General features: G+C 41.9%; 9 protein-coding genes and 1 pseudogene. 9 read left to right on the top strand and 1 reads right to left on the bottom strand.

Going from position 1 to position 14070, the window contains the following annotated elements; genetic code table 11:
• The first annotated feature begins 63 nt into the window (after positions 1 to 63).
• From A5294_RS04000 to A5294_RS04010, 3 genes are all read left to right on the top strand, one after another.
• Complete coding sequence (locus tag A5294_RS04000) at positions 64 to 1437, top strand: DUF6350 family protein (protein ID WP_064340529.1); 1374 nt, start codon at positions 64 to 66, stop codon at positions 1435 to 1437.
• A gap of 33 nt (positions 1438 to 1470) precedes the next feature.
• The gene (gene purH, locus A5294_RS04005) at positions 1471 to 3141 is read left to right on the top strand and encodes a bifunctional phosphoribosylaminoimidazolecarboxamide formyltransferase/IMP cyclohydrolase (RefSeq protein WP_004106559.1); all 1671 of its coding nucleotides are present in this window, start codon (positions 1471 to 1473) and stop codon (positions 3139 to 3141) included.
• Between the two features lie 141 nt (positions 3142 to 3282).
• On the top strand, positions 3283 to 3600 hold the full coding sequence (locus tag A5294_RS04010) for a hypothetical protein (protein ID WP_004574306.1): 318 nt from the start codon (positions 3283 to 3285) through the stop codon (positions 3598 to 3600).
• Positions 3601 to 3608: 8 nt separating this feature from the next.
• Here the strand turns inward: A5294_RS04010 and A5294_RS04015 are convergent, their stop codons facing one another.
• Positions 3609 to 4580 carry an MIP/aquaporin family protein gene (locus A5294_RS04015; protein ID WP_004106561.1) on the bottom strand — a complete coding sequence of 324 codons (972 nt, stop codon included), beginning with the start codon at positions 4578 to 4580 and terminating at the stop codon, positions 3609 to 3611.
• Positions 4581 to 4825: 245 nt separating this feature from the next.
• Between A5294_RS04015 and A5294_RS04020 the strand changes: the two genes are divergently transcribed.
• The 6 genes and pseudogenes from A5294_RS04020 to A5294_RS04045 form a co-directional block, all read left to right on the top strand.
• The gene (locus A5294_RS04020; RefSeq protein ID WP_004106562.1) at positions 4826 to 5599 is read left to right on the top strand and encodes a pseudouridine synthase; all 774 of its coding nucleotides are present in this window, start codon (positions 4826 to 4828) and stop codon (positions 5597 to 5599) included.
• Positions 5596 to 7800 (top strand): bifunctional cytidylate kinase/GTPase Der, encoded by a 2205-nt coding sequence (der, locus tag A5294_RS04025; protein WP_064340530.1) that lies wholly within the window; start codon positions 5596 to 5598, stop codon positions 7798 to 7800. The genes A5294_RS04020 and der overlap by 4 nt, the downstream gene beginning before the upstream one ends.
• A gap of 60 nt (positions 7801 to 7860) precedes the next feature.
• Positions 7861 to 10389 (top strand): RNA helicase, encoded by a 2529-nt coding sequence (locus A5294_RS04030; protein ID WP_064340531.1) that lies wholly within the window; start codon positions 7861 to 7863, stop codon positions 10387 to 10389.
• Between the two features lie 87 nt (positions 10390 to 10476).
• Positions 10477 to 11844 carry a replication-associated recombination protein A gene (locus tag A5294_RS04035; RefSeq protein WP_064340532.1) on the top strand — a complete coding sequence of 456 codons (1368 nt, stop codon included), beginning with the start codon at positions 10477 to 10479 and terminating at the stop codon, positions 11842 to 11844.
• A 135-nt stretch (positions 11845 to 11979) separates the two neighbouring features.
• Entirely contained in the window at positions 11980 to 13692 is a 1713-nt protein-coding gene (locus A5294_RS04040) for a PASTA domain-containing protein (RefSeq protein ID WP_064340533.1), read from the top strand.
• A gap of 35 nt (positions 13693 to 13727) precedes the next feature.
• Positions 13728 to 14070, top strand: a pseudogene (locus A5294_RS04045) (hypothetical protein); the annotation flags it as partial.

The following is a 14070-nucleotide window of genomic DNA, read 5'->3' on the forward strand; positions in this document are numbered from 1 at the left end:
AAGTAATATCCTATTTAAAGCAATATATTGGTTTTGCACCTAAAAGAATTGAAAGGAAAAGGCATGGTTGAGAAACTTAAGTCATTCTTAATAAACATGTCTAAAGGTGTAATAACTCCTATTATTGTTATTTTTATTTTTTCTCTTACAATAGGTCTTTTCCTATCTCTCACACTTCTTGTGGTTTCTATCGAAGAGGGAGCAGGCAATCTTTCTGAATCTGCAATGTCTATGACTTGGGCTGTGTTTATGTTTGCTCAAGGCGTAGGTCTTACTTTTGGCAATTGCATTCTTACGATTATTCCTTTAGGTCTTACTTTTCTACTTATTGCAACACTTGTATGTTTAATTCGCCGTATTCGAGGTGGAGATATAGCATATTTTACTGGGCTTGTAGTCTGGGCTGTTATTAATGCGATACTTTCTCAAAATACGCATGTTACTTTACTGGATTCTACTTTTATTGTTGCTTGTAAATCTTCTTGTATTTATTTAATTTCTTTGCTTATAGCGGTTTTCCCAAGCAGCTCATTGTTTATGTCGTTAAAGCAGCGCTACAAGCAAATGTGCCCTGAGTATATTCAAAAAAATATTCGTATTACTAAGCGTACAGCAGTAATTTTATTTGGTTTATACGCTTTCGTTGCGTTAATAACTGTTGTAGTTTGGGCTTGCACAAATTTTGGCTATGTTAATTCATATTTCAATAAATTAGGCATGCAAAATGGTTCTCGTATTCTTACAACTATTGCTTGCTTAGTTTGGCTGCCAAATATTGCTATTTGGGCATTATCTTGGATTTGTGGATCTGGATTTAATATTGGATCTGTTGCACAATTTACTTTAGCAGTTTCTCAGCGTAAATCTTTGCCTCCTATTCCGGTTTTTGGAATATTTCCTGATGCTATTGTTGATGTTATGCATCGCACTGTTTTTTACTCCATAGTTCCAATTTTCTGCTTTATTGTAATGCTTATAACTTTATTGCATAAAAGCGGCTGTGGCTTGCGTTTAAAAAATATTATTGACAAAACCGAGCGTGAGTCTTTTATGTTGAATGCTGTAGAAGCTGCAACTGATAGTGTAGGTGTATCCGCTTTAATTACAATTATGTGGACTGTTGTTTTCTCAATAGCAAATGGTTCATTGGGTGAATGTCGACTTTCTTATATTGGAGTTGACATTATTGAAAGTACTAGAGCTGTTGGTCATCTTACTCTATACGCTTCTGCTGTAGCATGGGTTATTTCGATTTTTAGTATCCTACTTATTTGTGGCGTGCGATATTGCTTTAATCTTATTGCTGCTAGTAAGTCGAATAAACCTGTAAAATCTGCAGAATTAATCGAAAATAAGACTAGTAATAAAAAGAATCAACCTTTGCCTTTGAAAAAAGCTGCTCCTAGGACGGTTTCATCGAAGGCTAAAAGAAAATAATTCCTCACTACTATTTTGGGAAGGAAGGCCGCCGTGCAACAGACACAGAGCAAAGAATCAAACGCAAATGTGCTGATAACCACAGGTGAAAAGCAAATTCGTAGAGTTCTTGTTTCAGTTTTTCATAAAGAGGGACTTGAAATATTAGCTGAAGCATTTAGAAAGGCTGATACTGAAGTAGTTTCAACCGGCTCTACTGCTGCTAAATTGGCTGAACTTGGCGTTCATGTTACTGAAGTTTCTGACGTTACTGGTTTCCCAGAAAGTCTTGATGGAAGAGTGAAGACTTTAGATCCGCATATTCACGCTGGAATTCTTGCAGATATGAGTAATGCTGATCATGTAAAGCAACTTGAAAAGTTAAACATAAAGCCGTTTGATGCTGTAGTAGTTAATTTGTATCCATTCGTAGACACTGTAATGAGCGGTGCTGATAGTGACGCAATTATTGAGAAAATTGATATTGGTGGACCTTCTATGATTCGTGCTGCAGCAAAGAATCATAAGTCTGTTGCTGTTATTACAGATCCTGCAGATTACCAGCTTTTAGCTAATAGAATCGTTTCAGGTGAAGGCTTTAATTTGCAAGAGCGCGAATATTTGGCTGGTAAAGCATTTGCTCATACAGCAGCTTACGATGCTTCTATATCTGAGTGGACAAGTAAAGCATGGCAGAAGCCTGAAAGTTTGAACACAAATGATGAAGAAGATAATCAAAATGCTGAAGCTGTGAAGCTTCCTGCAAACTACACGCGCACTTGGAGTTTAGAGCATACGCTTCGATATGGTGAGAATCCCCATCAGCAAGCAGGATTGTATTTAGATCCTTTGCATAAGGGTGGTTTGGCTCAGGCTGAGCTTCTTGGCGGAAAACCTATGAGCTACAACAATTATGTGGATGCGGATGCTGCTTGGCGTGCAGTTTGGGATTTTGCTCCACAAATTGCGGTTGCTGTTTGCAAGCATAATAATCCTTGCGGCTTGGCAATAGGCACGACTGCAGTAGAAGCGCACAAAAAAGCTCATGCTTGCGATCCTGTAAGTGCTTACGGTGGTGTGATTGCTGCAAACACTACTGTGACTTTGGAAATGGCAGAAAGTGTGCGCCCAATTTTCACAGAGGTTATTGTGGCTCCAGACTATGAGCCTGAAGCTTTGGAATTGCTTCGCACTAAGAAAAAGAATCTTCGCATTTTGAAGGTTGCAACTCCGCCAGTCTTAGATTTGCAAGTTCATCCTATTGACGGTGGTGCTTTAGTTCAGTCTGCAGATAAGATTGATGCTTTTGGTGATAATCCTGAAAACTGGACGCTTGTTTCTGGAGATCCTGCTGATGCTGACACTTTGCGTGATTTGCAATTTGCCTGGCGTGCGCTTCGTTGTGTAAAGTCTAACGCAATTCTACTCGCGCATGATAATGCTACTGTTGGCATTGGTATGGGGCAGGTTAATCGCGTGGATTCGTGCCATTTGGCTGTTGAACGTGCGAATACTTTGGCTGATGGTGCTGAACGTGCTCGCGGAGCTGTTGCGGCTTCGGATGCTTTCTTCCCATTCGCTGACGGTCCGCAGATTCTTATTGAAGCTGGCGTTCGCGCAATCGTGCAACCTGGTGGCTCTATTCGCGACGAAGAAGTGTTCGAAGCTGCGCGCAAAGCTGGTGTAACGATGTACACTACCGGTACTCGTCACTTCTTCCACTAAAATTGCTTTAACTAAGATTCATAGACAAATAAATTAATCAATATTATGGATGCAGCGCTTGTGTACTTCAAGCGCTGCATCTTTGTGTTAGTGCCTAAAACAACTTATGTTTTCTTATCGCGGAGCAGGTATGATACAAGTATGACAGATAGTGAGCATCAGACTAGAAGTGCTAAAACGGAGCATCCGTACGTGTCGGAAAAACGTGAGGGTAAGCCTTATGCTGAATGGATTGTAGCAATTATTATTGCACTTTGCGCATTATTGGCATTTATAGGATATGTAAAAGCCGCCACAGTTGTTATTTCTGTGACGGCTGTACTTCTAGGAGTTATGCGCTTAATTATGCGTCAGCGTAGCCCTTGGAAAGTTCGCTCAGTTGGCTTTGATTCTTTCATAAGTATTACGCTCGGCATAGGTTTGCTTATAACATACGCTTCAATTATATTTTTGCTATAACTTTATTTTTAAAGATTGTTCGCAACGTTATTGTCAGATACGTTTTGAACGTACTCATAGCTCATATCTGGCGCTGCAGGAGCATCTGCCTTTGTGTCTGCAAAATTTTGTATTGGTGCAGGATTTGTTTCATTTGATACAGCAAGTTTTTGTGCTGAGTTTGAAAGAAGCTTTGTTAATAGCAAAACTAGGCTAACAAGCGCTGCAGCAAAAATTGGAGCAATCCAGAATACCCACAATTGACTTAGTGGTTTAACTTCCAAATCATGAGAGTTTGCGAATAATGCGATGCCGGTAGAACGAGCAGGATTCAAACCAGCTCCTGTAATTTGATACGTAATGAAAGCGCCAGCTGCGTATGCAATACCGATGTGTGTTGCATAACCGCATTTAGTATTACCTTCATGGTCTGTGCTGCGCAATGCAGTGGCAACAATCAAAATAACAGCAATAACTTCAACTAATAACGCAGATACTATTCCGAAAGACAAGTTTATTTCTTTTAGTTGACGTGCAGAAAGGGATGCCTTTTCGAATCCGTTTACTATTGAAACAAACCAATACTTTTTGTCAAAACCTGAGCCTTGACCAACTTGTGACGGATCAATGCTTGAATCCTGCTGAGGAATAATAAGAATAAACAATCCTGCAGCTGCAATAGCACCAAGAACTTGGGCAACAATGTAGCATAATCCTGCAGTGTATGAAGTGCGTCCAGTAAGCATCGAAGCAACTGTCACTGCAGGGTTAAGGTGGCCTCCAGAAACTTTAGATGCAATATATGTCGCTGCAGCATAAGCGATACCAGTGCCTGCGGCAATCATTAAAACGTTGATTCCATACATTACGGTAGTAAGAGAATAAAAAGTGTAAACAACGAACATCGCTAAAGCTGTAGCAATAAATTCAGTACCAATACGAACAATAAGTGGCGCAGCAGTTTTAGTTGTGCTGCACGGTGTATCTGTAGTTTTAATCATAACTTTCCTTAATTTTAGTTGTGCCGCTTTGTTAATGATTGCAACACAATGAAACCTAGGCTATACTATCACGGCTATGCCATACGGTAACATAGGAAGACGTGGTGTTTTTGATTTATTGCAAATTTAATAAATTGCCACAGAAATTAGTAAGTTAATGAGTAATGAATTGCTTATATTGCGTATTCTTAAGTAAATTCTGGCGCAAGTATGTATGTAATTCTTTAGGTCACGTTGGGAGAACGATGCCAAACGCATATTCCCGCGCCAATCAGGCGCATTCAGATGACAACAACGCCATTCGACTGCAGAAGCTGCTTGCTGAAGCGGGATTTGGTTCAAGACGCAAGTGTGAAGAGATTATTCTTGACGGGCGTGTTGAAGTAGACGACGAATTGGTTACAACACTTGGTACTCGAGTAGATCCAAAACGTCAAAAAGTGCGCGTTGATGGATCTCGCGTAAAGTTCAACACAAAGCTAGTAACGCTCGCATTGCATAAGCCTAAGCGAGTTCTTAGCGCAATGGACGATCCAAAAGGTCGCTTTACTTTAAGAGATATTGTTGGAGACAAGTACGAGCGAATTTTCCACATGGGACGCTTGGATTACGATTCTGAAGGTCTTATTTTAATGACCAACGATGGCGAGCTAAGCCAGCACGTAATGCACCCAAAGTATGAGGTTGAGAAAACTTATATTGCAACTGTTGAAGGCAAAATCAACGGTATGGTTTGCCGCCGCTTGGTTTCGCAAGGCGTAAATCTTGAAGATGGTTGGATTAAGCTCGACCGTTGCGCAATAATCGATCAGAATCACGACACAACCATGGTAAAAGTTGTGTTGCATTCTGGCAAAAATCGTATTGTTCGCAGGATTTTTGGAGCCGTAGGATACCCTGTAAAGCGTCTTGTTCGTACGCAAATTGGCCCTATTAAATTGGGTGACTTAAAAGCTGGATCGTATCGCGTGCTTTCTCAAACAGAAGTGCGCTCGCTTTCTAAGGAGGTTGGCCTGTGATTTGTGTAGCAATTGATGGACCAGCAGGAGTAGGTAAGTCTTCTACTTCTCGTGCTTTAGCGCAATACTATGGTTTTGCGTATTTAGATACGGGTGCAATGTATAGAGCTGCTGCTTGGTGGTGCTTGAAGCAAGGTATTGATTTAAGCACGCAACTTGAATTGGATGAAGAAGGAAATCCTGTAAATCCAGCGGATGCTGAACGTTTTAATCAAATTGTTGAAGCTGTTGGAGCCTTATTTACTGAAAGTGACGCTGACTTTAGTGTTGATCCTAAGAATCCTGTAGTGACTGTTGAAGGTGAGGATATTAGCGAAGAATTGCGTTCCAGCGAAGTTTCTTCGCATGTGTCTACTGTATCTTCGATTCCTGCAGTTCGCCGTATGCTTATTGCTGCTCAGCGTGCGTATATTGCTTCAGAGTCAGATGAAGATTCTTTCTCTAAAGGTGAGGGAATAGTTGCAGAAGGACGCGATATTACTACTGTTGTTGCTCCTAATGCTCAAGTTCGAGTGCTTCTTACTGCACGCGAAGAAGTGCGTCAAGCTCGCAGAAACAAGCAGAATATTGCGCAAGAAAATTTGCAAAATAATGAATCTAAAAATAATGAATCTGAAGAAGACGATATTCGCGCTCGTGATGCTAAAGATGCTAAAGTTACGCATTTTCTTCAAGCAGCAGACGGTGTTACAACGCTCGATAATTCTGATTTGACTTTTGAGCAGACTCTCGATGCTCTTGTTGAAATGGTTGACGCTGCAATTGAGCAGGATGAGTATGACCGTTATGCTGCTAATCTTGAAGGCTACGATCTTGACGATGAAGATCGTGCGCTTCTTCGAGGCGACGAAGTAAGTCAAGGCGATGCAAAAGACTCTAAAGCTGTTGGAGTAATCGCCATTATAGGTCGACCAAACGTTGGAAAATCAACGCTTGTAAATCGTATTTTGGGTCATCGTGTAGCTGTTGTAGAAGATACTCCAGGTGTTACGAGAGATCGCGTAAGCTACGACGCTGAGTGGGCTGGGACCAACTTCAAGCTTGTTGACACTGGCGGCTGGGAAGCAGATGTTGAAGGTATTGATTCTTCTATTGCTCAACAAGCGCAAGTAGCAGTGCGTTTAAGCGATGCTGTGATTTTCCTAGTAGATGGTCAAGTTGGTTTAACAGCTACAGACGAGCGTATTGTTTCAATGCTTCGCGCTGCAGGTAAGCCTATTACTCTGGCAGTTAACAAGGTTGACGATGCTAGAAGCGAGTATTTGACTGCAGAGTTTTGGAAGCTCGGAATGGGTGAGCCTTACGGAATTTCTGCAATGCACGGCAGAGGCGTTGGAGATTTGCTTGATGCAGCGCTCAATTCTTTGAAGAAAGCGAATAAAACTTCAGGATTCTTAACTCCAGAAGGACTTCGCAGAGTTGCTTTAGTAGGTCGTCCAAACGTTGGTAAGTCTTCGCTTTTGAATCATTTAGCTCATGAAGAGCGATCTGTTGTAAACGATTTGGCTGGAACTACTCGTGACCCTGTTGATGAGGTTGTGCGAGTTGACGGCGAGGATTGGCTGTTTATTGACACTGCTGGTATTAAGCGCAGGCAGCACAAGCTTACGGGTGCTGAATACTATTCTTCACTTCGTACGCAAGCTGCGATTGAACGCTCGGAACTTGCTTTGATTCTTTTCGATTCTTCCCAGCCGATTGCAGAGCAGGATTTGAAAGTTATGAGCCAGGCTGTAGACGCGGGTCGAGCAATCGTACTTGTGTTTAACAAATGGGACTTGATGGACGAATTTTCCAGACAGCGCATGGAACGCTTATGGAAAACTGAGTTTGAGCGCGTAACTTGGGCTGAGCGCGTAAATCTTTCCGCAAAAACAGGATGGCATACGAATCGTCTTGCGCGCGCTATGCGAACAGCTTTAGACAGCTGGGATAAGCGCATTCCTACAGGCAAGCTTAATGCTTTCTTAGGTCGTATTCAGTCTGCTCATCCGCATCCTTTGCGAGGCGGAAAGCAAGCGAGAATCTTGTTTGCTACGCAAGCTTCTACGCGCCCACCGCGTTTTGTAATATTCACAACTGGCTTTTTAGAGCACGGATACCGTCGCTTTATTGAGCGTTCTCTTCGAGAAGAGTTTGGATTCGAGGGAACTCCTATTCAAATCTCTGTAAAAGTACGAGATAAGAAGAAGCGCAAGTAAAGCGCAAATAAAGCGTGATTAAGTCAAAGTAAGTTAGGGTTAAGTAAAGTAGGAGCGTATATGGCTGGTTTGGGCGAGTTAGCTTTCGATTTGCATCATGCTAGCGAAGATGAGATTTTTCAAGCATTTGTTGATTGGGTTAAAGATAACAAACATGTAGATTTGTGGCCGCATCAAGAAGAATCTGTTATGGATTTGCTTGCAGGAGACCACGTTATTTTAAACACTCCAACAGGTTCTGGAAAGTCGCTTGTCGCGCTCGGTATGCATTTCGCGGCGCTCGCCACCGGCAGACGCTCCTACTATACTGCGCCAATTAAAGCTCTTGTATCCGAAAAATTCTTCGATTTAGTAGCTATTTTTGGGCGTGACAACGTTGGTATGATTACAGGCGACTCGCATATTAATGCGGATGCTCCAATAATCTGCTGCACGGCAGAAATCTTAGCAAATCAAGCTCTGCGTGAAGGCGCAAACGCTGAAGTCGATTGCGTTGCAATGGACGAATTCCACTACTATGGTGATCCAGAGCGCGGATGGGCTTGGCAAGTTCCGTTACTTACGCTTCCAAATACGCAATTCTTACTTATGAGTGCAACTCTTGGAGACGTAACGGATATTGCGGAACGCTTAGAAAAATCAACAAAAAGAAACGTCGATATTATTGCAGACGCTCCAAGACCAATCCCGCTCGAATACGAGTACACAGATAAGCCGCTTGCAACAACTGTAGAACTCTTATTTAACAAGGGTTTAACGCCAATTTACGTAGTTCATTTTTCGCAAGACGCAGCTCTTGAAACAGCGCAAGCGCTCGCAAGTACTGGAGTTTCAAGCAAAGAGCAGCGAGACAAAATTGCTCAAGCCATTAAAGGTACTAAATTTACTACAGGTTTCGGCAAAATTTTGCAAAGGTTACTGCGCACTGGTGTAGGCGTACATCATGCTGGTATGCTTCCGCGCTACCGTAGGCTTGTCGAACAGCTCGCTCAGCTTGGACTTCTACCAGTTATTTGCGGCACAGACACTCTCGGCGTTGGCATTAACGTGCCAATTCACTCGGTTGTGCTTACAGCTCTTACAAAATTTGATGGGAATCGTAGTAGAAAGCTTCGCGCTCGCGAGTTTCACCAAATTGCAGGACGTGCAGGCAGAATGGGATTCGATACTGAGGGCTTAGTAGTTGCAGAGGCTCCAGAGTTCGAGATTGAGAATGCGCGCGCTGTTGCAAAAGCTGGAAATGATCCTAAAAAGCTTAAAAAAGTTAAGCGTAAGAAAGCTCCAGAAGGCTTTGTTGTTTGGGGTGAGCCAACGTTTACTAAGCTTATTGAAAGCGCTCCTGAAACTTTGAATCCTCACATGGTTGTAACGCATTCAATGATTTTGAACGAAGTTACGCAAGGTGGGGATGCTAGAGCGCGAGTTGAAAAACTTATTGAAGATAGCGCACAAAAGCCGCAAGATAAAGAAAAATTACTTGAGCGTTGCGACGATATTTTCCAGACTTTGCTCGATACTCAAGTTATTGAATGCAGAGAGCTTTCGGACGGTTCTTGCGATTATGAGCTTGACGTTGCAATGCCTGAAGGTTTTGCTCTAGATCAGCCGCTTTCTCCGTTCTTGCTCGCAGCTTTGGAATTGTTAGATCCCGAGTCTCAAAGCTACGCACTTGACGTAATTTCCATGGTTGAAGCAACTCTGGATGATCCTAAGCCTGTTCTTCGTGCTCAAGAGCGCAAAGCACGCGATGCTGCAATGGCTGGTATGAAGGACGATGGCATTGACTATGAGGAGCGCATGGAACGCTTAGCTGAAGTTAGCTATCCTAAGCCTCTTGAAGACTTACTAGCTCCTGCTTTTGCGCAATATCGCAAGGATGTGCCCTGGGCGAACGACTACTGGATTAAGCCTAAATCTGTGCTTCGAGACATGGTTGAAACCGCCTCTGATTTTACTGGATACATTTCTCGTTATGGCATTGCTAGAAGTGAGGGAACGCTTCTTCGTTACCTTTCGGACGCTTACCGTTCGCTTGCTCGCACTGTGCCAGAAGACATGCTTAACGAAGAATTGCGTGATATTATTTCGTGGCTTCGTCTTGTTGTGCGCTCTATTGATTCAAGTCTTGTTGACGAGTGGGAGAGTGCTGGAGGATCGGATGCTGAAGCTAGCGCTGTAACTACGGCTGCGCCTTCAACTTCTGAGTCTGTAGTTGAGGATCGTCGTGGACTTATTGTGTTGATTAGAAACGCAATGTTTCGTCGCGTGCAGCTTATGGATTTGGAAGATGCGGATACTTTAGGAGAGCTTGACAAAGCTTGGGGTTATGGCGTTCACGAGTGGAATGATGTGCTTGACGACTATTACGATGAGCACGAGTATGTTGGAATAGATGCTAAGGCTCGAAGTGGCGACTTGTTTATTTTGGATGATTCGCTTGAGAAAAGTGAACATTCGTGGAAAGTTCGGCAGATTATTGACGATTCAGACGGGGATCACAATTGGGCTATTACTGGCGTTGTCGATTTAGATACAACTCAAGACGAAGGTGAAGTTGTGTTCTTCGATTACCAAGTTTCGCACGTGTGATTTTTAAAAATGTGTTAACAGAATACGAAATGCAAGACGCAAAATGCAATCGAACGTTTGTTCTATATGTAGTGTAAGCTGGTATTTATGGAGCAGGATTTATTTGCAGCAAGTAGCGCGCCGAGTGATGTGACTCGTCCGTTGGCAGTGCGTATGCGCCCGAGCAGTATTGAAGACGTGCTAGGGCAGTCGCATGCTCTAAAAGAAGGTTCGCCTTTGCGTAGGCTTGCAAATCCGCAATCTAAAGGTTCTCTTACTGCTCCAAGTTCTGTTGTGTTGTTTGGTCCTCCGGGAGTTGGCAAAACTACGCTCGCTTATATTGTTGCTCGTCAGTCTGGTCGCGTGTTTGAAGAGCTTTCTGCTGTAACTTCTGGAGTTAAAGACGTTCGTGCGGTACTTGATCGCGCGCATGAGCGTTTAGTTAGTAATGGTCAAGAAACAGTTTTATTTATTGACGAAGTTCACCGTTTTTCTAAATCTCAGCAGGATGCTTTGCTTCCAAGCGTTGAAAATCGCGACGTAACTTTTATTGGAGCTACTACCGAAAACCCAAGCTTTTCAATTATTAAGCCGCTACTTAGTAGATCAGTAGTTGTTAAACTTGAGTCACTTAGCGTTGAAGATTTGCATACTCTTATAGAACGTGCGCTAACTAGCGAAAATGGTCTTAATAATCAGCTTAAAATCGACGATGACGCAATAGATTCTATTATTCGCTTAAGCGGGGGAGACGCTCGCAAAACTCTCACTATTTTAGAGGCGGCTGCAGGAGCAGTAACAGGAGATGTTGCGTTACAGCATGGCAAAAAGAAGCCTGTAATTACTGCTGATATTGTTTCTAACGTAATGGATACTACTACAGTTCGTTACGACAAAGACGGCGACGATCATTATGATGTGATTTCTGCTTTTATTAAGTCGATGCGCGGAAGTGATGTTGACGCTTCTTTGCATTATTTAGCGCGAATGCTTCGAGCTGGTGAAGACCCGCGTTTTATTGCAAGGCGAATTATGATTGCTGCTGCCGAAGAAGTTGGTATGGCAGCTCCGCAAATTTTGCAAGTAACTGTTGCAGCAGCTCAAGCAGTTGCTTTAATCGGCATGCCAGAAGCGCGTATTATTCTTTCGGAAGCTGTGATTGCTGTAGCAACCGCTCCTAAATCAAACGCAAGCTACAATGCTATTAATCAGGCTTTGCAAGATGTTGATGCTGGAAATATTGGTCAAGTTCCTCTTCATTTGCGTAACGCTCCAACTGCTTTGATGAAAAGTTGGGGAAACCATGACGGGTACAAGTATGCTCACGATTATCCGGGTGCTGTAGCATCCCAACAGTACATGCCAGATGAGCTAGTTGGTTGCGAATACTATCAGCCGTCGAATCGCGGCTACGAGCACGAGATTTCGCAACGTTTATCTCAAATCCGTGCCATTCTTCATGAATCTAACAAATAAATAAGTGCTGTGTTTGTTATTGCATCTTTGTGTTTATCAGACAGTGTAACTAGAATCGTGTGTAGATATTTCACTTAAGAGGGATTTGCTGTGTTAAAAACTCGGTAAGTGCGAGCACAGTTAAGAGAGGGAATTATGGCATTTTGTGAAAATTGTGGAAATAAACTAGAGCAGAATAGTAAGTTTTGTGATTCATGTGGCAATGTTGTTGCAAATTATTCGGACGTTGCGAATGAAAATTATAATGTGCCACCTGTAAAAGAAACTTATACTCAGCCTGGGTATATTGCAAAAAGTAGTAGCGAGAAATCTTTTGCTAAATCAAAGCAATTTAAACTACTGATTGCTTCAATTGTTACTGTAGTACTTGTTATTGCTGCTGCGGTTGCGTTTATGGTATTTTATTTACCTTCACAAAGTAGTCATACTGTTCTTATTCCTAAAGCTAGTGCATTAAAAAGTGCGCCATTGCAAAAAACTGTAGACGATCTACGTAAGCAGGGTGTGAAAGTTATTATTGTTAAAGAGTTTTCTTCTGTTAAACGTGGTGGTTTTGTTCGTTTTACTAATGTTCGTCCTGGTCAACGTGTGCAAAGTTCATCGCATGTTACTGTTATAGAATCTAAAGGTCCTGGAATTCCTAAAAAGGGAGTAGTAGGTCAGCCTCTCGAAAAAGCTAAGAAAATAGCTGAATCTATGGGTGTTCCTGTTGAAACATACAATATTATTTCTACTAATACTGGAAAAGTTATTGCAACTGACCCGATGCCAGGCTTCTCAGTTTCGAGCGGAAGTAGTGATGATGGCGTGATTCGTATTGCTGTTGGAGTTAAAGACAAAGGTATTCCTGCAGACTTGTTCGGCATGGATAAAGACGAAGCAGTAAATAAGTTGCGAGATTTAGGATTGAAAGATGTTTCATTGCACCCGCATTTCTCGTCAGAAAAGAATCTTGGTAAGATTATTTCTTCTAAACCTGCTTTAGGCACAAAGTTTTCTGGTGGGCATGTTGACTTGTACTACGGTGTTGACGCTTCTGAAACCAAAAATGTGCTTACAGAAAATGATCCTAGTGACAAGACTATAATGTATGTGACTAATGCGTCTCCTGTTATTGGCACTTGGTGTACTAATGATGGCGACTGTATTGAGCTTCAGAAACATGATTATCCTAAAGATGATCCGGACTATATGTTTTTGCAGCTTCCTACCGATCCTAAGTATCCTGATGATTCTCATTTCTATGAGTATTTAACTTTTGGTAATGGTGCTCATCAGATGGGCGGAATGATATTTTATAAGGATAATGATAAGAATAAAGACAGTCAGATGAAGAATCATTTGATTGTTGGAGATACTGGTGCTTTTGAACTTTATCGTGGAATGGGATTGCCGTATTGTGGTGAAACAGCTAATGACAATATTGGCAATATGTGTGTTAATGGTAAGTGGGTTGACGCGTTTGAACCTCCTGAAGACATTAAACAATATGGAAGCCCTGATAAAATTCCTGGCTATTGGAAAGACTCTTCGTTTAGAATGCGCGACTTCTTCCTTGTAGTTCCAGTTCATGCAAATCTTAATAAGATTGAATCTTCTGGCTATTTTGAAGGAAAAGGCAATAAAAAGCCAGATACTACAAGACCGTTTATTTTACGCAGAAATCCGAAATTGTATTCTAAAACGACTGTTGATGCTGAACCTTACAAAGGTGCAATAGAAGATAACCCGTTCGTGCCAACAGTTAAGCACAAGGCTGTTCCATTTAAGCCTGCTCCAGACGATAGTGTTGCATACTACTTGGTTGAAAAGCCTTTCGACTGGAGTAAGCTTCCTGAACGTGACTAAAGGTTTTAAATAAATCGAAAGTAGATATGTTGTCTATGAAAAAGAATAGTGATTTTCTGTATTATTGCGTATCGACTGTTGTGCTTATATGCTGGCTTACTGCTTGCGTTGTGTATACTCTTTTTGCTGCAGATACCTTACAAAACAGCGGCTTTTCGTTGAAAAGTATTACCAGCAATAGCATAATAAGCACAATCACAAAACCGCATACTCGCAGTACTGACGATATTCTTTCTCAAGCTGGTAAAGAATACAAAAAGGTGCTTGAAACTTCATCGTATGTTTCAAATAAATTCCCGCAGGATTTCGAATATTATTATGATTTGTGGGATATTGATAACGATAATATTCCAGAAATGATTGTTATTGCTACAAATG

This window comes from Gardnerella sp. 30-4 (assembly GCF_001641215.1).
Classification (GTDB): domain Bacteria; phylum Actinomycetota; class Actinomycetes; order Actinomycetales; family Bifidobacteriaceae; genus Bifidobacterium; species Bifidobacterium leopoldii.